17 protein-coding genes are annotated in these 24,367 nt (G+C 41.8%); 7 read left to right on the top strand and 10 right to left on the bottom strand.

The window, feature by feature from the left end:
• Positions 1-481: 481 nt before the first annotated feature.
• The 3 genes from PLL47_RS00575 to PLL47_RS00565 all read right to left on the bottom strand — a co-directional run bounded on the left by PLL47_RS00575 (position 482) and on the right by PLL47_RS00565 (position 2,437).
• A complete protein-coding gene (locus PLL47_RS00575; RefSeq protein ID WP_502883661.1) occupies positions 482-1,243 on the bottom strand; it encodes a helix-turn-helix transcriptional regulator in 762 nt (253 codons plus the stop codon).
• A gap of 289 nt (positions 1,244-1,532) precedes the next feature.
• Positions 1,533-1,823, bottom strand: coding sequence for a hypothetical protein (locus PLL47_RS00570; RefSeq protein ID WP_324443596.1), 291 nt, complete (start codon positions 1,821-1,823; stop codon positions 1,533-1,535).
• A gap of 371 nt (positions 1,824-2,194) precedes the next feature.
• Positions 2,195-2,437: a hypothetical protein gene (locus PLL47_RS00565; protein ID WP_324443594.1), complete on the bottom strand. Its 243-nt coding sequence runs from the start codon at positions 2,435-2,437 to the stop codon at positions 2,195-2,197.
• A gap of 197 nt (positions 2,438-2,634) precedes the next feature.
• On the opposite strand from PLL47_RS00565, the gene PLL47_RS00560 reads away from it, so the two are divergent.
• Together PLL47_RS00560 and PLL47_RS00555 are read left to right on the top strand one after the other, a co-directional pair.
• Complete coding sequence (locus PLL47_RS00560) at positions 2,635-2,874, top strand: hypothetical protein (protein ID WP_324443592.1); 240 nt, start codon at positions 2,635-2,637, stop codon at positions 2,872-2,874.
• Between the two features lie 71 nt (positions 2,875-2,945).
• Positions 2,946-3,440 carry a protease inhibitor I42 family protein gene (locus PLL47_RS00555; protein ID WP_324443590.1) on the top strand — a complete coding sequence of 165 codons (495 nt, stop codon included), beginning with the start codon at positions 2,946-2,948 and terminating at the stop codon, positions 3,438-3,440.
• Positions 3,441-3,770: 330 nt separating this feature from the next.
• Here PLL47_RS00555 and PLL47_RS00550 read toward each other — a convergent pair whose 3' ends face one another.
• The 5 genes from PLL47_RS00550 to PLL47_RS00530 form a co-directional block, all read right to left on the bottom strand.
• On the bottom strand, positions 3,771-4,271 hold the full coding sequence (locus tag PLL47_RS00550; RefSeq protein WP_324443588.1) for a phospholipase D-like domain-containing protein: 501 nt from the start codon (positions 4,269-4,271) through the stop codon (positions 3,771-3,773).
• Positions 4,268-6,076, bottom strand: coding sequence for a DrmB family protein (drmB, locus tag PLL47_RS00545; protein WP_324443586.1), 1,809 nt, complete (start codon positions 6,074-6,076; stop codon positions 4,268-4,270). Before drmB ends, PLL47_RS00550 begins: the two co-directional genes overlap by 4 nt.
• 10 nt (positions 6,077-6,086) lie before the next feature.
• Complete coding sequence (gene drmA / locus PLL47_RS00540) at positions 6,087-10,058, bottom strand: DISARM system helicase DrmA (RefSeq protein WP_324443584.1); 3,972 nt, start codon at positions 10,056-10,058, stop codon at positions 6,087-6,089.
• Between the two features lie 300 nt (positions 10,059-10,358).
• On the bottom strand, positions 10,359-11,027 hold the full coding sequence (locus PLL47_RS00535; protein WP_324443582.1) for an HhH-GPD family protein: 669 nt from the start codon (positions 11,025-11,027) through the stop codon (positions 10,359-10,361).
• Positions 11,024-12,295, bottom strand: coding sequence for a DNA cytosine methyltransferase (locus tag PLL47_RS00530; protein ID WP_324443580.1), 1,272 nt, complete (start codon positions 12,293-12,295; stop codon positions 11,024-11,026). Before PLL47_RS00530 ends, PLL47_RS00535 begins: the two co-directional genes overlap by 4 nt.
• A 214-nt stretch (positions 12,296-12,509) precedes the next feature.
• Here PLL47_RS00530 and PLL47_RS00525 point away from each other — a divergent pair, with 214 nt between their 5' ends.
• The 3 genes from PLL47_RS00525 to leuS all read left to right on the top strand — a co-directional run bounded on the left by PLL47_RS00525 (position 12,510) and on the right by leuS (position 20,018).
• A complete protein-coding gene (locus PLL47_RS00525; protein WP_324443578.1) occupies positions 12,510-15,389 on the top strand; it encodes a DUF3458 domain-containing protein in 2,880 nt (959 codons plus the stop codon).
• 458 nt (positions 15,390-15,847) lie between these two features.
• Positions 15,848-17,065 (top strand): threonine synthase, encoded by a 1,218-nt coding sequence (gene thrC, locus PLL47_RS00520; protein ID WP_324443576.1) that lies wholly within the window; start codon positions 15,848-15,850, stop codon positions 17,063-17,065.
• A 52-nt stretch (positions 17,066-17,117) separates the two neighbouring features.
• Positions 17,118-20,018: a leucine--tRNA ligase gene (leuS, locus tag PLL47_RS00515; RefSeq protein WP_324443748.1), complete on the top strand. Its 2,901-nt coding sequence runs from the start codon at positions 17,118-17,120 to the stop codon at positions 20,016-20,018.
• A 157-nt stretch (positions 20,019-20,175) separates the two neighbouring features.
• On the opposite strand, the gene PLL47_RS00510 is transcribed toward leuS, so the two are convergent.
• Positions 20,176-21,033: a nitrilase-related carbon-nitrogen hydrolase gene (locus tag PLL47_RS00510; RefSeq protein ID WP_324443574.1), complete on the bottom strand. Its 858-nt coding sequence runs from the start codon at positions 21,031-21,033 to the stop codon at positions 20,176-20,178.
• Positions 21,034-21,119: 86 nt separating this feature from the next.
• A complete protein-coding gene (locus PLL47_RS00505) occupies positions 21,120-21,770 on the bottom strand; it encodes a hypothetical protein (protein WP_324443572.1) in 651 nt (216 codons plus the stop codon).
• Positions 21,771-22,351: 581 nt separating this feature from the next.
• Here PLL47_RS00505 and PLL47_RS00500 point away from each other — a divergent pair.
• Complete coding sequence (locus tag PLL47_RS00500; protein WP_324443570.1) at positions 22,352-22,849, top strand: pyruvoyl-dependent arginine decarboxylase; 498 nt, start codon at positions 22,352-22,354, stop codon at positions 22,847-22,849.
• A gap of 443 nt (positions 22,850-23,292) precedes the next feature.
• The gene (locus tag PLL47_RS00495) at positions 23,293-24,330 is read left to right on the top strand and encodes a deoxyhypusine synthase (protein WP_324443568.1); all 1,038 of its coding nucleotides are present in this window, start codon (positions 23,293-23,295) and stop codon (positions 24,328-24,330) included.
• Positions 24,331-24,367 lie beyond the last annotated feature (37 nt).

Raw genomic sequence — 24,367 nt, 5'->3', positions numbered from 1 at the left:
AGTTCGAAAAGCTCTAAGGTTTACTGAGAAGATTAGAGCATTGTCTTTTACGATATATTATCAATATTTCCTTGCATAAATAAACTAACATTATAAATGGAAATTGCTATCCGAAATATTAAGCTTTTGATTCAAAACCATCCTGACAGCTTTTTTCTTTGAGCAGAAACATAGATTTTGATAAAGCTACCATTATATAAAGAACCTGATCATAAACAGTTGTTCTCTGGAGATTTACATACAAAAAAACTCAGTCCATTAAGGAGCTGAAAAAGAGATAACGTAGAAGTTATTTAAGGTAGTTTTTTGTTTTTACTGCGAAACTGTGCCTGAAAGAAAACTGAAAGTGAGAAAAGGCAACAGGAGAAATTAATAATATAAATGTGAAGAAAAATTTTCAAGAAGAAGAGAAATTGATGAAAAAGAAAGAAAATAATGTAGAGAAATAGAGATTTGCATTTAATGCTTTAGAGCATTGCATTCAAACTTCTTTTACCTGAACTGCTTCTTTTTTCATATGTAAGAAAAGGTCGGTGCCCCATTTAAGAGCTTCAGGCTCGGAACTGAGCAGGCTTTCATGTTCAAAAATTTTCTCCTTTGAGAAAAGGGTAAGCAAGAAAAACTTGTCCGTTACTGTAAAATCTGCAATTCTGGCATCATGGGGAAAGGCAAATACTCTGACGTTTTCGAGATTCAGAAAGGCGCATAGTTCCTCCCTATAATCCTTTTTGAACCTCTGAATTACTGGCTCAGTAAGTATCAAAGAAATCTCCACTCCTTTTTTTGCAAGTTCAGGGTAAAGTGAAGCAAAAGAAGGGTGAAAATAGGAAGCAAAACCGGAAATATGTGTGGAGAGGTGGAGCTTTTCTACAAATTCAGGATTGAGCTCGAACATATGGCTTATATCCGGAAGGATGAGCTTGCAGTTCTTCAGCTCAAAAATTCTTTTTCGTAAAAAGGGAGGGATGCCTTCAAGGTTTCTTTTTGTCCAGTAGTCAAAATTTGCTTCCAGGACCTCAAGGGTACCCAGGAAAGGAGGCATTTTGTCAACAATTACGACTCCAATTAAAGAGAGTTCGTACATATGCTCTTTCTGTACTACAAGTTTACCTTCTTTCAACTTTTTGATCTGAGGAAGGATAGAAACAGGATCTGCGGAAAGATGCTCCTGAATTTCAGCCATGGTTCTGGGCTTATCTTTAAGGAAAAGAAGAATTTTCTTCCTTTTTTCAGATAGGAACATCAGCTCTGTTAATTTAATTTGATCCTTCATCAAAACACCATTAAAAAAATATTACTGATAAAAAAGATAGAAGCCTAACTATTTAACAGTATCGTTAAATTTATACACTTTATCGGTATGCCGGAAAAATGAAAAACTAACGAAATAGAAGTAGAAAAGAGATAAAAGTAAGAAAAGAAACAGGAATTAAAAAAAATAAAAGAAAGTAAAGAATAATAAAGTGATGAAACAGAATATAAAGATAGATCAGGTTAAAGTAGAATTTTGCAGGCGGGAAGCGTTCTGCAACTTAAAACTTGACAGAATTAAGGACCTTCAGCTTTTTCTTCCAGTGGTCAAGCCCTTTTTTTGCGGCGTACCAGTCAAAAAACCTTTCGTCATCGAAAATTTCTCCAGCTTCAATTTTTTGGATAAGTTCTGTAGATATCAGGTCATACTGGTCTTCAAATTCATCGCAGATCATGGAATAGCGCTGTACCTTGTATTTCGCAAGATGCTTCTCGTGTTCCAGAGCCGAGCGGACAACTTCGCTTGCTTCCTGCAGCGAGTAATCAGTATCAATCTGCAATGTAAGGTCCATGTTTATCCCACAATAATTATTATTTGATACTAAAAATTGATCCTATATATCTCTTTTTCTATTTATTAATGAGTTATATTTTCTGAAACCCTGAAAAATATAAGAAGCCTGAGACTATAGCAAAAAAATGGAAGTATTTTAATCACTGCACAAAATTCTAAAAATTGTAAGACAGACGCTCTCCCTTTGTTTTCGGCTTCTGAAGAAACACAATAGAAAAAAGGCTTCATTAAAAGGTACATTTAAAAGTAAGCAGATGCGGCTGAAACGAAAAGAAATCCGGAAAAGGATATGAAAAACAGGTAAAAAATGAAACAGGACAGAAGGTATAGATATAAAAAGTGTGGATCCTGGTTAAATCCACACAGTCATCAGTTCCTTGTTACAAGCTGCATTATCCCGGAATTCTCCATGTTCTTATAAATGAACGCTGAAGAATATGCAAGCAGCATGAACTTGAACCCCTGAGCAAAGTCCATCTCCATGAACATTAAAATCATGCCCACGAAGAAGGCAAACTGCACGATACACAGAACCATTCCGGCTGCTGTGAACATTTTCTGACGACTATCGCTACTATCACTACTGTCTGAATCATCGGATTCTTCTGACATCTTGTTTAAACCTCTTGATAAAGGCTCTAAAGGGTGTTTTTGTTTTGATAACGTTTAGTTTGTTTTTTCGTTATTCTGTTTTTTAAATTTCAGTTCAGGTAACTTTATGAAGATTCAACCGGCTCAAATAGAGCAGCGACCCCGCTTTAAAACGTATAACGTCAGCCTATAGAAAGCTTATAAAACGAGATAAAAAGTTGAAATCTTCAAAGGATGCATCTGAAGGTTCGCTTGAACTGATCCCTGGTGCAGCATTACCTGAAAAAACACTCTCCAATTTAGAGACTTTTATACAATATTCCTATTTGAGTGCCATGATATATATAGTTTGCGTGAAACGGAGAGGCAATGTTGAGGCTGAAGCTGGTTTGAATTTGGAAAAAAAGGATCAATTGTTCTTCAGGATTTATTTTCAAAAACCAGTAATATCATATTGAAGTGCAATAACCAGTAAAAATCACAAAAAATTATGCACTGCGAGATTAAAGAGAGATTTAAGGGAATATTTATGAAGAAAATTTTAAAGATAATGGCAATGCTTTCTATCATTGCTGCTGTTGTTTTTGCAGCCGGCTGTGCCGAAAAGCCAGAAGCCGCAGAAAATGAAACTCAGGAAGCATCTAACATAACAAACGAAACCGTGACTGAAGCTAACATAACTCAAGCTAATGAAACCACAGAAACAGGGCAGGTCGTAACTGAAGCTGACAGCGGGACAAGCATAAGTCTCAAAAAAGGAGAGAATTTTACCCTCCAGCTCAGGGAAAACCCGTCCACAGGCTACTCCTGGGAACTCAACGTGACTGAGGGGCTCAGCGTTCTCAGCGACGAATATACTCAGGATGAAGCTGCCGAAGATAAGGTTGGTGTCGGCGGAACTCATACATGGATTATTGAAGCCGTGGAACTGGGCAGCCAGCAGGTAAACGGAATATACAGGAGGTCCTGGGAGAATACCACCGGAACTGAGGAGAACTTTACACTTACTGTTGAGGTTGAGTGAGAAGCGTTTGTTTCTTTATTTCCTTTTTTAACTTTTTTAATTTGAAATACTGCGGAGCCGAATGATTCTCAGGCGGCGGGGGTATTGAAGAGAAATTTTTTATTTCAGTCGAATACCCCGCTAGCTTGCTGCGGGGATGAAAAAACACCATGGTTGAAGTCTGTACCTAGTATCATGTCAGCAGTAAAATGTCACATATAGTCAGTTACAGCTATTCAGAATCCTTTAATCCTTAAGGATTGACGTGACACCACGCATTTAACAACCTAACGTAACAGTTTTCAGTTCAAACACGAAATTTAGGTTCCAATTGTAGAATTAAATTTAATATTAAGGCACGCAATAAGAGGTAAGATTATCAACAACTTCAGAAAGCTCCCACACAATTGGACCTTTTATAAGTAAACCAATTTCATAATTTGTGTACAATCCTCCCCAAGAAAAATTAGCAGAACCTACGACAGCCTTATTCCGATCAGAGATGATAATTTTCGCATGTAAAGGTCTATTTTTAGGATCCTTGAAGTCATATACTTTTACATAAGGAAAACTTAAACTCATAGCTTTTAGTTCAGAAACTATTTTGTGTTCTTGAGACTCGATATCATTTACAATTATAGTTACTTTTACTCCCCTCTCAGAAGCTTCTTTTATTAACTCCAAAATATGAAGTGCTTTAGACGTAAATAAGTATGAAACTAAGTGAATTTCGTGCTTAGCCTCATTGATAAGTTCCTCAATAACAGTTTCGGTACCCCTTATACCTCCGTTCATGATTATAGGACCTGTGACAAGTATCTCAACATTATCTGTATTGTGCTCGTTTTTCATGGCATATTCTCCAGCAAAACATTTCTGTCCAGCCACATATTACGATGTTCACAAGAGGTTTCAGAAACAAGTAGACATCCATAACAAGCAGCGCCATTATGTTTTCCTGGCGTGAAATGATTTTCTTTGCATAAAGGATCTCCTGAACATGTTTGAAGCTGTTCAAAGGCAATGTCAAAGAGATCTTGGAAATACGGAACTAAAGCAATTAATCCTCCTAAAGTACCGTCAGTTCCCGGTTGAGAAGCGTATAACAAAATTCCACCTCTTTTGTTTTCTATATCTAAATAAATTCTTTCCCTAATTGATGCCGAAGAATAGCCTGCTTCAACAGATATTGCTCTAATCAGTAGATGACTCAAAGTATGCCAGTATATGAACAATGGATGTAATTCCTCATGGGGTTCAGAATCCCTGAAAACATATGGTGGATAAGATGAAGATTTTAAATAACTCTTCATCCAATTATCAGAGGAATCTCCAGAAAGCTGTTCTTCAAATCCTTCTTTTTCTTCTATTGTAATAAAAATGCCCTCTCCTAAAAACTGTACACCTGGATACCATAATTGGGAAGGATTTTGAGGATCGGACATAACAATTGACACATGTTTGGATAGAAAATGTGTATCTCCTTCGCTAAGTGAACTTGTTTCAACTTCACGACGATAACCCGTGTTTACAGTGACTGTACTGAGTCTAGTAACTGGAGTTATACGAAATTTGGTTCCATTTGGGGCGATACACATTCTTACCATACTTGGTTTAATCTCAAAGGTAACTGGAGAATTAGGTCGTGGACCTCTCAAAGGAGGAACACCATTAGTTGAACCGTCAACAAGAGCATGGAACTCATCTAAAATGAGTTCATTATAAGATTTAGGAATAGGGGAGAGAACATCTTGAATAGCTTGTTTTATCTCATCCCATTCACATTGAAAAATTTCTCTTTCTACGTTTGGGCTTATTAATTCTCCTTCAACAAGCCTTTGAATCGTCTTCTTAAATTCGGTTAAGGAGGAAGGACGATTTGCAACTAAAACACCTTCAATATATGATATATGGAGAAGATTGTGAAGATTAGTGTGTCTCGGTGGGATAGAAAAAAGAGTTACTAATTCTGCAATTCTCAGATTTGAAGCCTGCCTTTGAATTATTCTAGCATTTTTATCACACCCGGGTCTATTGGGAAAATCATTAATATTTTCTTTCTCAGGGTATCTTCCACTACATCTCCATGTGTGTCTGTAAGCTTCACCCAAGTTAGCCCTTGATCTACATATAGGGCATTCAATTTCAACATTTGAAAGCGAACCCCCACCTCCATACCATTTAAACCACTGTTGATCACAGTTTGAATTATTCCCATGAACGAGGTAGTTCCAGTTTATATCATCCATGTGGCCATCAGGGCAAGCCATAATGAAACGGATAGATTCAGTACCTTTTCTTCCACTGATATTACATACGGGACAAGATTTTGCATGGTAAAGGACGTTGAAGTTTCCACCATGCATACGAGTATTTAAACAAAGTTTCCAAGATGGAAACGGTTTTGTCCGGTAAACATAATAGTTTTGAGGTCGACCAAGTTCAGCATTTGAGGGTAATTTGAATATTCTTGCTCCATTTAATAGCCCTTTAGAAATCCTCGGATCATAGATTTCGAAATTCTCAGGACTAAAATCACCCGAATAAAAAAGTCCAGTGTCAGGTAATGGGATAATTCTTGGCCCTGAAGTACTTTCAAGAATTGCACCTGGACCATATGTAAGAATGAACTGGGAAAGACGAATATCTTGAGTCATACTTTATACCTCATGTTTGAAAACCTGTTGTTTCTTCGATATCACGTAAAGATTGAGGAGCATTTTCATATACCACATCAAGTTTCGCATGAATATGCTTAAGGTCACCCAGAACAACTGGATTCTGAGGCAAATCATTTAAGGCATACTCAACATATGTTAAACTCGTTGGGTTTCTTGCAGCTGTAATTTGCCATTTGTCAAGTTCGCTTTTCATATAATCTTTAACATTATCAGGAGACGGTCTACGAAGAGCTGGTTGTTGGCTAGCTCTTTCTTCAAGCTGAATAGGTAGTTGTAATACTTCCGGAGCTTTGTGCCTTAGACTTGCCATCTCTCTTGCGGAATCAACCTTTAACCATTCTATGGTTGGGCTTCTCATATTTCTTAAAATAGACACGCCAACCGGTCCCAGTGCTCTATCGATAACTCCTGGTGAGAATGGATATACTGTTACCGGCTCAATAAATCTATCAATCTGACTATGATATCCACAGAAGAACTCATAATGATTTAAATCTCTTGGCCTGCTCGCTCTCAAAAAAGTAACAACAAGTGCACCTCTACTTCGGCCTACACGTCCTGTAGATTGAACGTATGAAGATGTTGTCTTTGGCTGTCCATTAACAACCATGAGACCAATACGCGAAATATCAACCCCAGTTCCAAACATCGATGTTGTAAAAAGGGAATCAACAGCCTGGGGATATTTTCTGTTAAGATTGTCTAAAATTCCAGGGAGCTCAGTGGATGAAATTCTGCCAGAAAGTTCGACTCCTTTCTCATCAGGTAGAATTCTTGGATCACTACCGAAAATATCATCAATTCTTTGTGGGATATCCTGCCGATAAAGTGCCCTTGCACCACCCAGTTCCCGGATAGAATTGAAGTAGCCTGTGAGAGTCCAAAATGGATCAATATTTTGATGATTTCTATTCTGGTGAGCAGTTTGAAGTAATCTGGACCAAATACGAACGAGGGGTGTAAGAGGACCTCTTCCAAGAGCACATATTCCTAAATATAGTCTTCCAGGTTTACTGTCATCCAGAGGATGGAGATTTCTTCCTTTTACGAAGAATCTATCACTTTCTGATAATCCATGAGGTGGAAACAACTGAACGCTACGTTGAAATACTGCTTGAACTTGGTCTTCTGCTCTTCGAATGGTTGCTGTAGAAGCAATATATTTTACTGGAAATCCATTTTCATTACTACAAAGGGCATCAACAGCCATCTCATACATGCCCATAAGACTGCCTAGGGGGCCTTCCACCAGATGAAGTTCATCTTGAATTATTAATTCAGGAGGAGAGAGAGGAGAAATCTTTTTGTAAAGTGGGTTACTTTTGCTGCCTGCAGGTGAAGGGTTCTCGTCATTATCCTGAAACTTTCGGAAATAGCCATGTATACAGTGATGATATTCGACGTTCCCAAAGAGTCCTGAAGTTCTAGGTTCAAAGGGAAGACGCGCAAATTTATCCACAGTTGCAACAATGACAGTAGGTAATTTTTGATAAATCTGATAATCACTGGTTAGAGCTGTTATAGGAATTCTATCCGAAATAAATGGAGAAACACCGTATGGAGAATTTTTGTACCTGAAAGCATTTTGTATCTGAATCAATCTATTGTTATCATTATAAGAAGAATTACCTGAATTGATACTTTTTACTGCAGGAGAAATTGCAGCGGAAGTTGCATTCAGACTTTCAATCCATCCTAAAGGTTCTCCCCCACACCATGGTTTGTGTAATGGGCACTCAGGATCTGGACATAAAATTTCATAATCATACTCTTGAGGTTTAGATTTAGACAAATAGCTTCTAATAAAATAACCAGGTCTTGCTGGTCGCACTGAGACAATAGAGATCTCACATCCATTACTTTTGAAAAAACTGGCCAAGTGAACCCACAAATCGTCTATATCCTTATCTTTTACTGGATGTTGAAGCTCAACTTTGATGCTAATAGTATAGTAACTAGACGAAGAATGAGACGTTACTTTTCCATTAATAACTTTCAAATTTCCTATAATTGTGTTGAATAAATTATTTATTTGAAGCTCAAGTTGATTGATGTGATTTAGTGACTGTATGATAAAATGTAACGTATGTACGCCTATCGGTAAACCCGTATTTGGAATTGAAAGAATTGAATTACAGGCAGGACAATTCAGAATCTGAGCAGGTTCTCCTTCACCATCTTTTCCTTTTAGAATTGACAGTGCCCCAAAAATAGGCTGTTTTTTACCATTGGGCTTCAATATCCAGATGTCTTTGAATTTATTGGGTGTAACTCCACCACCAACCCAGAGACCTATACTAAATGGTGTAGATCCCCATAAATAGTCATTAGAAACAGAACAATCAGCCGGTCTCCAGCCTATTGATCCTTCAACTAATAAATTTTGGACTCTCAGAAACTCACAGGCAGTAATAAGTGACAATGATCTCCTGTACTGTTGTATTGTCAATAATCGCAAAGTATACCTTGTAATGACAGATACACCTGCAACATTTTTATTCGCATTATTTCCAGTTAAAATTCTTCTCCTTCTATATGCTATGGTAAAAGCAATAATAGCTAGATAAGCTTCTGTTTTACCCCCTCCTGTTGGAATCCATAGTAAATCACAAACTTTTCTATCTGGGGATCGAGTGTTTACTATTGACTCCAAGGTCATAAGAATAAATGCAAGCTGAAATGGACGATATTCAAGTGCCGTACCTCTAGGAGACCACCTAGATTGAATATCCATTGCTCTATTTGCAAAACAAAACGCAAGTCTGGCTTCATCATCACCATATAAAATGTCAATTCCTGATACTATTCTCCGGTGCACCACTTCACAATCATCAAGAATTTTTTCAACTATCTTTATATATTCTTCAGAATCAGAGACCGCTCTGACCCGCATGTCATCTATCCATTTTCTATACCCTTCTGCTATTGGTAGAAGGTTTGCACGTAAAACATCGGGGTCCCAACATTCAGCCAATTTTTCTGCATGTAATTCCAGATGATGTCCGAATTCATTATCTAAATTCAGATCTGGTGATGGGATAGAATATAAAGGTACAAACTCAGTACGTATGTCAGCTGGTGAAAATTGTAATCTTTCTTCAGGTGTTAATAATTCTCCATCTAACCAACGGAAAGGAAGTTGATCTTTACATTCTGAAAAGTCTAAAATATCCTCTTCAAAATTAGAATTTTCGGGATCAATATCTTTCCACATAGCTGAACAAAGATGACCTCTTGCAAGCAAAGGTTTATTCCTATAAAGAAACTCAAGTTTCTTTTCCTCTTCACTATTGGAAGTTTTTCTAATACCCGGTACGACTTCTGTTCCTTCATAGCATTTAACACGAATCTGAGGTTGGAATAAATGGTGTTCAGTAAATATTTTTTGGCTGTTCTCTACTTTAATTCTATTTACCAAATGCAAACTTATAAAATAATTATATTTGCCTTTAGGGATAACATTTACATGGAATGAAATCTCTGACTTCTCAGTTTCCACTTCTTTTCCACAATCATCTATCCAGAAATCCTTATCAGAATCTAGATCAATATCCAAGATAGAATATCTAGGATTTCGTTGCCAGCAAAAAGAACGTTCAGCTGTCTCGACATACTTTGCCCATGTAAGACATACCTTAATTTTGGGGACTCCAAGAGACTTCACAATAAATGATAATCCTATATTTGAGGATCTGTTCTTGGGGTCAAGAGCGGGAGAAAAAAAGGGAGTTGAACTTATATCCAAGTCATCCGAATCTTCCTCTGATGTATCTGCAGTATCTACTGGAATTACTGCTTCATTATCAACATCAGAAAATGTGATTGATGGAGAATTAGTAACAGGAGAGAGCACACCAGTGATATACTCGCTAAGTGGCGAAGCATTAATATTTTCTTGAATTCCTTTTCGTGGACCAAGTACTTCTTTTACAAGATTGCAAACAAATAGTTCTCTCATAAATTCTCGCCTCGTATCAAAAAATCTTCCGATAAATAATAGAGAAGACTTGACATATATATAATGTTGGATTTTATTATAAAAGCTAGTCCAAATATAAAAATAAAGTAATTAAAAGAAAATCAGTATCAAAGATATTTTAGTTAATGATATCATTAAGGAATTGGATGTAATAAGTACTCAATAAAGATATTATATATGTATAACAATTAAAAACATATTCTTTATCCATAGTAGAATAATTTAACAGAAAAAATAGAAGTTTTGAGATGGTAGAAGTAGATTTTAATTAATCTCATGCTAGGTAATGTGATATATGCAAACATCCCTCATACTACAAATTTCACATCTAGGTTTATCTCCAGAGATACAAACAGCATTTGCAAAATCAATTAAAGCGAAAGAAACGGTTCTTGGATCCCAGAAATTAACAAGATCATGCATAATTCTATAGAAAAGCTTGCTTCTCCTTGAGGAATCAGAAATTTTCAGCCCTAAAATTCTTCCAAGAACACGAACAGTATTTGTGTCAAGTACTGGTTCAGGAAGGTTATATCCAAAACATAGAATTGCCGCTGAGATATAATTCCCTACTCCTGGCATTGTCATCAATATTTCCCTATCCAGAGGCAGTTTTCCACCATATGTTTCTACAACTTCTACAGCCATATCATAAAGTAAATCAGCACGCCAGAAAAGTCCAAGGGATTTCAAATCAGCTTTAATTGCTTCACGACCAGCTTTAACAATCGATTCAAAATCAGGATATTTAAGAATAAATTGTTCATAAATATCTTTTACCTGATCAGCTTTCGTTCTGTGAAGCATCACTTCAGCAACAGCAATTTTATAGGGATCAGAGGTTTCTCTCCAGGGAAATTTCCTCAGATTCTCCTCTCCCCAGATAAGAAGTTCAGTTCGTATTATTTTTATTTTTGAAAAATATTCTTTATCGCTGATCTCATTCATGAAATCTCTTCAAGCATCTTTTCGATTTCAACTGCTATTCCTTTAGCCATCAGAGGAGGCACAGCATTACCAATCTGCGTATATTGTGCAATTCTTGGGCCTTCAAATTTGTAGTTGTCGGGAAATGATTGTATTCTGGCTGCTTCTCTAACTGTCAGAGATCTTGCCTGCTTAATATTCGGATGAATAAAATAGTGACCATCTTTTGAAAGGTGGGCAAGTACAGCATGGGAGCAACCATACTGATTGACAACCTTAAATCTATCCAGAAACGACGTTTTATTCTTATGTGTCTGGAGTTCCGGTGGCAGTTCATCATATTTTAATCTTTTTCTCTCTATATCCCATTTTTCAATTGCAAGTCTGTATATAGTACGATCTCTGGAATTATGTATTCTTGCTTTGTGTTGAATGAGTATATCTTTTTTTTCTCTAATCTTAAATCTTTGAAGGTATTCAGAAGACCATGAAAACGGCTTTGTATATTTTGCAGGACCTTCAGTACCTTCGCCAGCTTGCAAGGGGGGAAGGTCATTTAAAAGAGAAGAAACATGGAACCTTCTTGGAGGGGTTTTTACAAAGTCAGGATACGAAAGATCATACTCGTTTTTCCAGCCAATAAATATTATCCGATTTCTTTCCTGAAGTACAGAAAAATCTTTTGCGTTCAGTATATGGGCCTCTGTTTTATATCCAAGTTTTTCCAGTTCTTCATGTATATTTGAGTAGATAGTTCCTTCTTTTGCACTTCTAATACCAGGAACATTTTCAAAAACAAAAATTTTTGGTTTGAAATGTTTCAGTAAAGATAGGTAATGCCTATATAGATAGTTACGAGGATCATCTTTCATTTCTTTTGGCTTCCTGCCTCTCCCAGCAACAGAATAAGCCTGACATGGTGGTCCTCCTATAACTACATCAACCGAGTCACTATCGATGTTTTTCAAATGTTCTTGAATTTCTTTTATCATCGTAGCTTCGTTTGACTCAGTCACTTCTCCCTGCAACAATCCAGCTTGTGGTAGCTCCAGCTCTTTAAATTTCTGGATGAATTCTTCTCTATTTAGATATCCGAAAATGTAATCTCTATATATCCTTTCATTCACAGAATCTTTCAGAGCATGATAAATTGCTCTGGTTTCCAGGGTATCTCGAGCATGGCCATTTTTTTCAATATGAGAAACGAATTTGAATCCCTGTTGAAAGAATCCCTCTGAAAGTCCTCCTGCACCAGAAAACATATCAAGAACTGTGTATTTTGATTTCATCCAGAAATTCACCGAAACTGTTTTTCTTTTTGACCTTGTTTATTCTCTAAAAAATGATTAACATCAGATGAAATTAGAATATATTAACATGTTGATACGAATCATCTGATATTAAAATTTTGAATTTCCTTCTCCCAAACTACACATTTAAATCTCTCCTCTCCCTTTTCTATCCCACAATATAACACTCATAACTTTCACCCGGTGACCTTTTATGAATAACAGGCTGTACAAATATTATCCAGAAGATTTCGGGGAACTTAAGGTTGATGTTCTGCACATGGACCTGACGTTTGACATTTATGATGACAGGACGAATGTGAAGTCCATACTCAGGGTCAGGACAAAAGATGAGCCCATTGAAAAACTGGAGTTAAACTGCAAAGACCTTGAAATCAGGGCTGTGAGCTGTTTTCAGTCCGAGGTCTCTTACAGGTTCAGGAAAGAAGAAGCGATTCTTGAGATCAACTTCAGGGACGTGATTCCGCCGCATACCGAGATTGCAGTTATCACGGATACGGTCTGCAGGCCCACAAAAAATATCCTTGAAGGGCTGTACTACGACGAAACTCCGGCAGGGGCTCCTCCGCAGCAGATCACGCAGTGCCAGCAGTGGGGGTTCCAGAGGATCGTGCCCTGCATTGACGACATGACTGCAAAATGCACCTACAGGACGACCATCATTGCAGACTCAAGGTACACAAACCTCATCACAAACGGGGATGTTGCTGTCGAGAGGCAGACCATAAAGCCCGGCAGGGACAAAATCGTATACGACAACTCGGTAACGCCCATGGCGACCTATCTCTTTTTCCTCGGAGTCGGCACCTATGCAACCTTTAAAAGGGAATTTGAGTACCCTGACGGGGGCACTTTTATGCTGGAACTGCTCGTGCCTCCGGATTCGGATGCCAGGGCTGCAGAAAAGGCTCTTGATATCCTGCACGACTGCGTAATGTGGGTCTACGTCTTTACCGGGCCTGAGCAGTTCGATAAGGACAAACTGCCAGTAAGGCAGCTGATCTGGGACCTTGTCCGCAGGAGGGAGAAGCTGAAAATGGAAGCAAAGCCCGAATCCGGACAGGAAGGAGAAAGAGAAGAGCTCGTAAAAATCAGAAAAGAACTCGCAAGGCTAATCAAAACTATCACTCCAGGGTACAGGTACACAGGAACCGTATACCGGGAAATCGGGATGCAGAACTCGGACTTCGGCGGCATGGAAAACGTGGGGAACACCACCATCACCACAAACCGCATCATGCCTTTCCCGCAGATAACGGACCCTGCTTTTGAGTACATGATCCGGGTCAAGGTGCACGAGTACTACCACAACCAGAACGGGTCCGAGGTTACCGGGAGAAGCCCGTTTGAGATCTGGCTAAACGAAGCCGTGACCGTGCACGTGGAAGAGCAGTACCATGCTTTCCTTTTCGGCGAGGACTACCAGAGGCTCCAGAGGGTGCTTGATCTTCTAGCACCTGCATCCGGGACTTTTGCCCTGGACTCCGGGGCTGCTTCCATGCCCATCATCCCTGACGGGTTCAATGACCCTAACGACCTTATCACTTCAGTTACGTATGTAAAGTCCCCTGAATACGTGCGCATGGTCGAGAGCCTGATTGGAAAAGACACTTTTGTCCGGGGGCTTGACCGTTACTTCAAAAAGTTCCAGCACTCCAATGCTTCCACGCAGGACTGGATAGAAGCTATGGAAGAAGAAAGTGGAGTGCCCTTAAAAGAGATGTCAGAGACCTGGCTAAAGCAGACTAAATTCCCTGTGGTCGAGGTCTCAGCCGAATACGACAAACCTGCAAGGAAATTCACTTTCTTCATAAAGCAGCAGTTCCCGGCTGGAGGAAAGCCCTGGGAATTCCCGTTCAGGGCAGCCCTTGTTGACGAGAACGGAAAAGACATTGCCGAGGTGCTGGAAAGGATAAGCGGAGAAACTGCAGAGATTGTAATTGAAAACGTGGGTATGCCTTCTTTCCTTTCCCTTAACAGGGGATATTCTTTCTACGGGAAGCTTGTTTACAAAGCAAGCCAGGAAGAGCTCCTCATGCAGGTCAGGAAGGACAGCGACATTATAGGCAGGTTTACAGCCTTCTATACCTTCGTGGACAGGGAAAAGCTGAGGCTCCTTAAAGTTCCAAACGCTGCCCCCTCCGAAGACTTTGTGGAACTTTACTACAGGCTTCTCAATGACCGGCAGCTTCTCGAAAGGGCAGGAGGGCAGTTCCTGACCATTTTCGAGTCCGTGGAGGATAAGGATTATGCCCACCATTACCAGAAACTTTATGATGTAAAGCAGACGCTCCTGAAGGCGGTTGCCGGAAAGTACAGGAGCTCTCTGATTTCTGCCTACCACTACTTTGAAAACGCTTCGGTCCCGAGGGACGGGTCTCTGGAAGAAACAGCAAGGGTGATCAAGAGCAGGCAGGCTAAAAACATCTGCCTTGGAGTCCTTGCAACCCTTGATACCCCTGACATTCATTCCCTGATAAAGCAGCAGTTTGAGACTGCAGTCTGTGCGACCGACCGGCTGAGTGCATTTGCCGCATACCTGAACAGCTCGGCTCCCGACAAAATAGAAGTCCTGAGGGCTTTTGAAGCCGAATCGAAAAAGAACCTCATTGCCTGGGAAGCCTTCCTCTCGGTCATAGGAAGCAACAGCAGTGTTGATGCGGTTGAACTTGTCAGGGAAATGGAAAGGTCAGACGCTTTCAGGATAGAACAGACAAACGACCAGCGTGCCCTTTACGGAAGCTTTGCCCGCAACCGCAAGAAGTCACTCCAGACCGAAGAAGGAAGGAAGCTCTTTGCAGAAATCCTGAGAAAACTGGCTCCTGTAAACGAATATACAACGGTCAACCTGCTCAATGCCTTTGCAAACATCGACCAGATGGAGATCAGATACCATATCCCGCTGGTGGAAATTCTTGCAGGCCTCCTTGAGGAGCTTGACCCCCGGAAATACCCGAGCGTATATAACAGGATCAGGAAACTCCTTCTCGGAGCACCTAAAGCTGTAGAAGGCTACGGGATAGAGCACGGCAAGATTCCGGCTCTGCAAACGGAAAGCCCGGAAAGGAAATAATTCAGAGAGAACCTTATCAGCCGGTCAGTTCCGGGAGGATTTGAAAAAAATTCAATTCTTCCGGAAATCTGCTTTTTTACAATTTTTTATTGAGCTTTAGGCTCCTGAATTTTAGATTCCCGGAAATCATGCCCTTTTACCTTAAATACAGACTACCTTCTTTCATAGCTGTTTATTTCTTCTGCCGCGGAGCCGAGCATACATTAGAAGCTTGCTGCTACGGAGATATTATAAAGCCCGAATACAGTAGAATTCTAAAAAACAGTATAATTTAAAAGCAAATAACGTGTTAAGGATACAAAATATTATTAAACTCTAATATTATACTAATCCGAAATCCAGATTCTCAACCTGAAAATTCGAATTCCGGGTTATACTGAAAAATATCTTGCATTAGATCGGGCCTGAACCGGGACCCGACATCCAGAAAATTCAAAATCATATACAGGAGCAATTTAATGTACCATCTGAAATGTATCGAGTGCGGTGCAGAGTATTCAAAAGATGAAGTAATCTATACCTGCAGCAAATGTGACGGGCTGCTTGATGTTATTTATGACTATTCTTCAATAAAACCTGATATGGAGAAACTGAAGACCGAATGTCCCTCGGTCTGGAAATACGCAAAACTTCTCCCCATAGAAAGAGAACCTGTAACCATAAAAGAAGGCGGGACCCCCCTCTACAAATGCGACCGCCTTGCCGAAAAAATAGGGATAAAGGAACTATATGTAAAACACGAAGGGATGAACCCTACTGGCTCATTTAAAGACAGGGGAATGACTGTAGGGGTTACGAAGGCACTTGAACTCGGAATGAGCACCGTTGCCTGTGCCTCTACAGGAAACACCTCAGCAGCCCTTGCAATCTACGGGGCAAAAGCAGGAATTCCTGTAGTTGTGCTGCTCCCGGCAGGAAAGGTTGCCCTCGGGAAAGTTGCCCAGGCCCTTATGCACGGGGCGAAGGTCCTCAGTATCCGCGGAAACTTTGATGATGCACTTGCTCTTGTACGCACTCTCTGCTCCCAGGAAAAGATTTACCTCTTAAACTCGATCAACCCCTACAGGCTGGAAGGTCAGAAGACCATAGGCTTTGAGATTGCAGACCAGCTCGGCTTCAAGGTGCCTGACAGGATTGTCCTGCCAGTAGGAAATGCAGGAAATATTACCGCTATCTACAAGGGTTTCAGGGAGTTCAAAATCCTCGGAATAACGGACTCACTTCCGAAAATGACAGGGATCCAGGCAGAAGGCTCCTGCCCCATCGTAAAAGCCATAAAGAGCGGGGCTCCAGCAATTACCCCGGAAGAGCACCCGGAAACCGTTGCAACTGCGATCAGAATTGGAAACCCTGTGAACGCAACAAAAGCCCTGAGCGCCATAAGGCAGTCCGGCGGAACTGCGGAATCCGTAACTGACGAAGAAATCCTTGCAGCCCAGAAAGACCTTGCAAGGCTTGAAGGCATTGGAGTCGAACCCGCAAGTGCAGCCTCGGTTGCAGGGCTTAAGAAACTCGTTGATCTGGGTGTTATAGGCAGGGACGAGACCGTTGTCTGCATCACCACAGGGCACCTCCTTAAAGACCCCCAGACTGTGATTGATGTCTGCGAGGAGCCGACTGTTGTTGATGCAAATATAGAGGCTATCCGGGAAGCAATCTTCGGGAAGGCAAAATAAAGCCGGATTAAGATTTTTTTATCATGATAATTTATCTGTGGGCGTGAAAAGAATGGAGCAGGATTATAAGCCTCACGAGATCGAAAATAAATGGCAGAAAAAATGGAATGAAAGCCGGATTTTTCAGGCTGAACCGGATAAACGGGAAAAGTTCTTCATAACAATCCCTTACCCCTACCTCAATGGAAACCTGCACGCAGGTCATACCCGTACCTTCACAATAGGCGATGTGGTTGCAAGGCATAAGAGGATGCTAGGATACAATGTGCTTTACCCTATGGGCTTCCACGTAACAGGAACCCCCATTGTAGGACTTGCCGAACTGATTGCGAGCCGTGACCCTCAGACCATGGACGTATATGAGCGCCTGCACGGGATCCCGGGAGATATCCTGCCGACCCTTAATACTCCGGAAAAGATTGTGGACTATTTCAAGGTGGAAGCCGAGAAAGCCATGCGAATGATTGGGTACTCAATTGACTGGAGGCGAAAGTTCACAACAACCGACCCGACCTACAAAAAATTCATCGAATGGCAGTACACCCGACTTGAAGAAAAGGGCCTGATTGTAAAAGGCTCCCACCCGGTAAAATGGTGCCCGAACGATAACAACCCTGTAGAAGACCACGATATCCTCCACGGAGAAGAAGCCACCATCGTGGAGTACACCCTGATAAAGTTCAGGTACAAAGACCTTGTCCTCCCCTGTGCAACCCTCAGGCCTGAAACAACATACGGAGTGACCAACCTCTGGGTCAACCCGGAAGTTGATTATGTAAAAGCAAGAGTAGAGAAAGATGGAAACGTAGAGTTCTGGGTTGTCAGCAAAGACGCGTTCAGAAAACTCACCTTTACGGACAGGACAGTCGAATATGTCGAGGATGTGCCTGCAAAATCCGTAATAGGGATCAAACTTACAAACCCTGTAACCGGAGACGAAGTAATCTCCCTTCCGGCATCCTTTGTCAGGCCTGAGAACGGAAGCGGGATAGTAATGAGTGTGCCTGCACATGCGCCTTTTGACTACCTTGCACTCCGCGATCTTTACGATGCTGACCTGAGTGAATATGGAATAACCGAAGACCTCAGGAAAATCGAACTTATTTCTCTTATCCAGGTCCCCGAGTTCGGAGAATTCCCTGCAAAAGAAATCGTGGAAAGCATGGGAATTGCAAACCAGGAAGACCCTAAAGCCGAAGAAGCCACAAAGATCGTGTACAGGAGAGAGTTCCACGGCGGAGTCCTTAAGGAGCTTACCGGAAAATACAAAGGATACCCTGTCTCAAAGATTAAAGACATACTTACCAGGGATTTCATTGCCTCAAATGCAGGTGAAACCTTCTATGAATTCAGCGAACCCGTGGTCTGCCGCTGCGGAACTCCATGTGTAGTGAATATGGTGAAGGGCCAGTGGTTCCTGAACTATTCAAGCCCGGAATGGAAGGCAAAGGTCTACAAATGCCTTGACCAGATGCGGATCATCCCAGCAGAGTACAGGGTCGAATTCGAAAACAAGGTTGACTGGCTCAAGGATAAAGCATGTGCCCGCAGAAAAGGTCTCGGGACCCGCCTTCCCTTTGATAAGGAATGGCTGATTGAGTCTCTCGGCGATTCGACAATCTACATGAGCTATTATATTATTGCAAGGTTCCTCGAAAAAGGCGACCTCAACCTTGAACAGCTTACCCTTTCATTCTTCGACTATGTCTTCCTTGGAAAAGGCGATTCTGCAGCAGTTTCTGCGGAAACCGGGCTCAAACCTGAGCTGATAGAAGAAATCCGCAGCCATTTCAATTACTGGTATCCTGTTGATCTCAGATCTTCAGGAAAAGACCTCGTCCCGAACCACCTGCTCTTCTTCCTCTTCCACCATGTAGCCCTTTTTGAAGAGGACAAGTGGCCAAAAGCCCTTGCAGTAAATGGTTTTGTTTCCCTTGAAGGGCAGAAGATGAGCAAGTCCAAAGGTCCCATCCTGACCCTGGAAAGTGCAGTCAGCACTTACGGAGCAGACATAACAAGGATGTACATCCTCTCGACAGCCGAACAGACCCAGGACGCAGACTGGCAGAAGACTGGTATAGATTCTGCCCGCAGGCAGGTTGACAGGTTCTATGCCTTTGCAAAGGACGTCATTGAGAGCGGAAAACGCGAAACCCTGAGGGCCGAGCTGAAGCAGATCGACCGCTGGATGCTCTCAAGGATGCAGAACTACATAAAGGAAACAAATGTTGCCCTTGACTCAATCCAGACCAGGGAAGCCATCCAGAACTCTTTCTTCCTGCTGATAAACGACGTCAGATGGTACCAGAGAAGAGGCGGGGAATCCCTGCTCTACTACGTGCTGGATAACTGGGTCAGGCTTATGGCTCCTTTCACCCCCCACCTCTGTGAAGAGATCTGGGAAGCCATGGGGCACGAAGACCCGATTTCCCTTGCCCAGTACCCCCTGTATAACGAAGACCTTATAGACAACGGCGCAGAACTTGCAGAAGAGGCTGTAAAGAGCACCCTGAACGATATTGAAGAGATCATAAGGGTTACAAAGATGACTCCACAGAAGGTCTACCTGTACACGGCTCCTGCATGGAAAGCTGAAGCTATAAGGTGTGCCTGCGAACTTCATGTTGAAGCTCCCCTTGAGGTCGGCACGCTGATCAAGACCCTTATGGCAAACCCTGAGCTGAAGCGCTTTGGTAAAGAGATCCCGAAGTTCGTCCAGAAAATAGTGCCCGAGTTCAAGAGCGGAGGTGCAGAACGCTACGAGACTTTTGCTTACCTCGGCATTGATGAAAAGGACCTCCTGAAAGAGTCTGCCTCCTTCCTCGAGAAAGAAATCGGATGCCCGGTCGAAATCCAGAGTGCAGATTCTCCTGAGTATGACCCCCAGAAGAAGTCCAGGTTTGCAGAACCCCTGAGGCCTGCGATTTATATTGAAGAAAAGAAAGGAGAGTAAAAGAAGCCATAAGGCTTCTTGACCTTTTTTATTATTTTTTGCATTTCCTGTGATCTGTTACTTTTTAGTAGAGTACCTGGATTTTTTGCTTTTGCCCCTATCTCTTCAAAATCCCGGATGAGCAAGGAAAATCGGAAGAAAAAAAGTTTTGATAGGATCAATAAAGCTCCGCCCTCCTGTCTTCAAAAACAGGTATAGACTTTCGGATCTCATCCTTTCCGGACAGGTCAAGGTCGTGAACTATTACACACTCTTTGCTGCCTGCATCGGCTTTTACCTCACCCCAGGCATCAATAATCATCGAGTGCCCGAAGTAACTGCAGTCAGGAGCAGAACCCGTCCGGTTGCAGGCGATGTGCGGGATCTGGTTTTCTATCGCCCTTGCCTTTGCAAGGACCTTCCAGTGTTCGGACCTGGGATTCGGGAAAGCGGCTGTGGTCACGAGCAGGTCAGAACCCGCAAGAGCCAGTTTTCTTGCAACCTCGGGAAAGCGGAGTTCATAGCAGATTTCAAAACCGATTTTCAGGTTTTGCTTTTTCAGGGAAATGGGCTCTATTGAGCTGCCTTTTGAGAAATACTTATTTTCGTCCCTGAAGGGGTGGGTCTTGCGGTAAGTGCCTGCAAGGATTCCGGACTCAAAACAGAAACCGAGGTTATAGTAGAGAGCGGAGTTTTTACTTCCCGGCACTTCCTTTACTTTTCCTGAAAAATCAATTTCTCCTTCTCTGATATCTCTTTTTTCACAATCTTTTGCGGGTTCCTTCAGAATAACAGAGCCGAGGATAACACAGTCATTAGCTTCAGAAAAACATGCCAGGTTTTCAAGGACAGGAGAAGGCAGGCTTTCTGCAGCATGACCGAAGTTATCATAGCAAAAGCCTGTGGAAAAGACCTCGGGAAAAACAATTAGTTCGGCTCCTTTCATAACGGCTTCGAGAGCCATGCAAAGGGCTTTTTCAATGTTTTCCTGCTTCTTGCAGTGAAGCACATCCATCTGGATACAGGCAACTTTCATCTTCGGGCCAGCCTGCCGTTTGATATTGATTGATAGCAGTTTGGATTTGTATAAAGATTTTCAGGATTTTGGTCTGTGTAATGTCTTCAGGGAAGCAGGGTAGTCTGCTTGCTTTTTGCTACCAGCCCTTCCAGGTCTATTCTGTGTTTTATCATTCCAGCAAGAACCTCGTTTGCAAGCCTTATTATCTCTTCCCTGTTTTCGCGGATTTCGTATGCAGGGTCATCCGCAGGGATTTCAATTTTTGTGATATCGGCTCTGGCTTTTTTCAGGTGCGAGTCAGGGGCTTCGCAGACAATTCCGGGCTTTTCCATATACTGGTCAAGGTGCTTCTGAGTGATTCCCACCAGCTTTAGCTCCCTGCGGAAACAGGGCCTTTCAAAAAGCCGGGAAATTACATAAACGCCAACAGGGATCCGGAAGTCCAGGTCTACTTTAAGGAGCTGGTCCCTGAAATTGGAATAAATGTCTTCAGGGTTGGAGGGGTCGGTTGACCTGGGTTCCCTGCCTTTTTCCGGCAAAGGCTCTTTGCTCTTTTCAGGCAGAGCATAGATTTTCGAAGGGGGAACCTCGACTTCGTCCAGGAGTCCAAGGTCCCTGAGCGCCCTGAGATAGCCTGTAAGGACCAGACGGTGTTCTTCTATTCCCTCAGCTTTCAATTCCCGCGTGATCCCGCTTATTGAAAGCCGCCTGCCGTTAAGCAATTCCATAACTTTAAGGTTGAGTTTCTCTGCCATTTTCTCTGCCTTTGTGTCGAGATGAGGGTTAATTAATGGTATCTATCTTCAGGCCCGGGGCCAGAAAAAAACACAATCTCCTGCTACAATAACGCATGTAATCAGGTCCGCACTTCCGAAAGCCTCCGGAAAAATTGAATAGTTTCCCTATTAAAAGGCTGCGGACAGGAAAATTGCAGGGAGTAACACACGATTAATTATCCTGCATAATATAAAGCTTATGAGAGATTTTGCAGAAAGACCGGAAAGTAAAGCGGTCTAAGTGAAAAACAGAGGGGGCAAGAGAAAATTGGTAAGAAAGAACAGAACAAAAGAAACCTTAAAAGTAACAGGCTGATTTTGAGTAAAGAAATTCGTTTAGTAGATTGAAAAAAAGAAAAGAACCTCAGATTGATAAAATCAATCTGGAGATTTCCTTAAAAGAATATAAAAATAAAAGTATAGATATGGACCTGGGCAGTTCGCTGACGCCTGAATAAACAGAAATTGAACTTTACTCAGCGAAATTGGAGGGCAACGCTTAAAAATAATAATTGCTATCTGACTTAGGCTTAAACTGAGGATATTTTAAGGATACAAAAATGATTACAAAGTTAATTCCAAAAAAAGTATTCTTTACAACTGGGGTCGGCACACACCCCGAAAAACTTGAATCATTCGAGGTTTCCCTCCGGGATGCAGGCATTGAAAAATTTAATCTGGTGACTGTAAGTTCCATTCTGCCCCCTAAATGTGAAATTGTGACAAAGGAAGAGGGTTTAAAAGAACTGAGCCCTGGAGAGATAGTTTTCTGTGTAATGTCCAGAATCTCTTCCAATGAGCCCGGGAGAACATTAACCACTTCTGTAGGATGTGCTCTCCCGAAGGATATTAGCAGACACGGCTATATCTCAGAGTACCACGCTTACGAAGAAAATCCACAGGATGCTGGTATACACGCTGTAAAACTTGCAGAAAGCATGTACAGCACCTGGACAAAAGAGCCACCTCTCAAAACCTTCAGCGTCCCCAGGTCGTCCACAGTACACGAAAGCGGAGACTGGATGACAGTAATATCCGCAGCAGTTTTTGTAATTTAAAGAAAAAGAGATCTCGTACAGAGATTCCGGTCAATACTGCTGTTTCATATACATTATAGCATTTATTAGTTACAGATATTGCTTAATTATTACAATATTATTTGTTTACGACATATCCGTTAACTGGTATACTCCTATATCACTTCCGGAACATCATTGTCCATCATCTGGCTGTCACAGAAAGCTTCCAGAAGTTATGAAATTATCCATTATTCGTATTTCACTGACCTGTGTCTTTTAATCATGGAAATCGAGCTTCTCCGGAAGAAGCCGTTCTCTGTGAGAAGTGTCGGGCAAGAGGGTCTGCATATATTGATATTTAATGAAAAATATATAATCCCTTAACGTTATTTGCATCTCTTGCCGTCTATTGCCGGGTTACGCAGGACAGGACAATAAGGGTCACAGGCATTGTAATTTGTTACATTTATATGGAGAATGGTATGCATCACAACGTATTTACGAACAACCCAACAGTTCCAATTGATGTAAAGGACAGGTCTGTAAGCGAGTTGATGGATGGAATGCTCAGGACCGGCTTTCAGGGCAGGAAACTGGCTGAGTCAGTCCAGGCCTGGCATAACATGCTCAGAGAAAAAGATACGACTGTGCTTATGGGCTTATCTGGAGCCATGGTCCCTGCCGGCATGCGCAGGGTTATTTCCTACCTGATTCGGGAAAGGATGATTGACTGCCTCGTAAGCACAGGAGCAAACCTGTTCCACGATTCTCACGAAGCCCTCGGCAGGAAGCACTATGTGGGCTCACACCTTGCCAACGATGAAAAGCTCTTTGAACACGGTGTGGACAGGATTTATGACGTTTTTGCAGTTGAAGAAGAATTCAGAACCGCAGACAACCTGATTGCGGATTTTGCGGAGGAGATAGGAGAGACTAGCTGTTCTTCAAGGGAGTTTATGCATCTTCTTGGAAAGGAGCTGGTAAGAAGAGGAGCTGCTGAGGATTCGATAGTAGTAAGCGCATACAGGAACAATGTCCCTATTTTTGTGCCTGCCCTGTCTGACAGTTCCATAGGAATAGGGCTTACAATTGCAAGGAGAAGAGGTATAAAACTTGAAATAGACCAGATAAAAGACGTTGACGAAATCACCCGGATAGTGGAAAAGTCAGGACATACGGGCGTGGTCTATGTAGGGGGCGGAGTCCCTAAGAATTTCATCCAGCAGACCGAAGTGATAGCTTCCATTCTGGGAATGGATGTTTCAGGACATGAATACGCTATCCAGTATACAGCAGATTCTCCGCACTGGGGCGGGCTCTCAGGCTGCACTTTTGACGAAGCAGTCTCCTGGGGCAAAATCGCGGCTCAGGCGAAAAAAGTTCAGGTTTTTGTGGATGCTACCATTGCCCTTCCAATTGTTGCTCATGCTCTGCACGAAAAGACACGTGGACTGAAGCGTAAGGCCCCTGTTTTTTCCTGGGACGGCCCCGAAGGGCTTGAGATTGCTTATAACGAATAATCACATCACAAATCTTTATTATATTTGAAACCGATAT

Source organism: Methanosarcina sp. (genome assembly GCF_035390745.1).
In the GTDB taxonomy this organism is placed as follows: domain Archaea; phylum Halobacteriota; class Methanosarcinia; order Methanosarcinales; family Methanosarcinaceae; genus Methanosarcina.
This window is presented reverse-complemented; position numbering and strand designations above follow the sequence as displayed.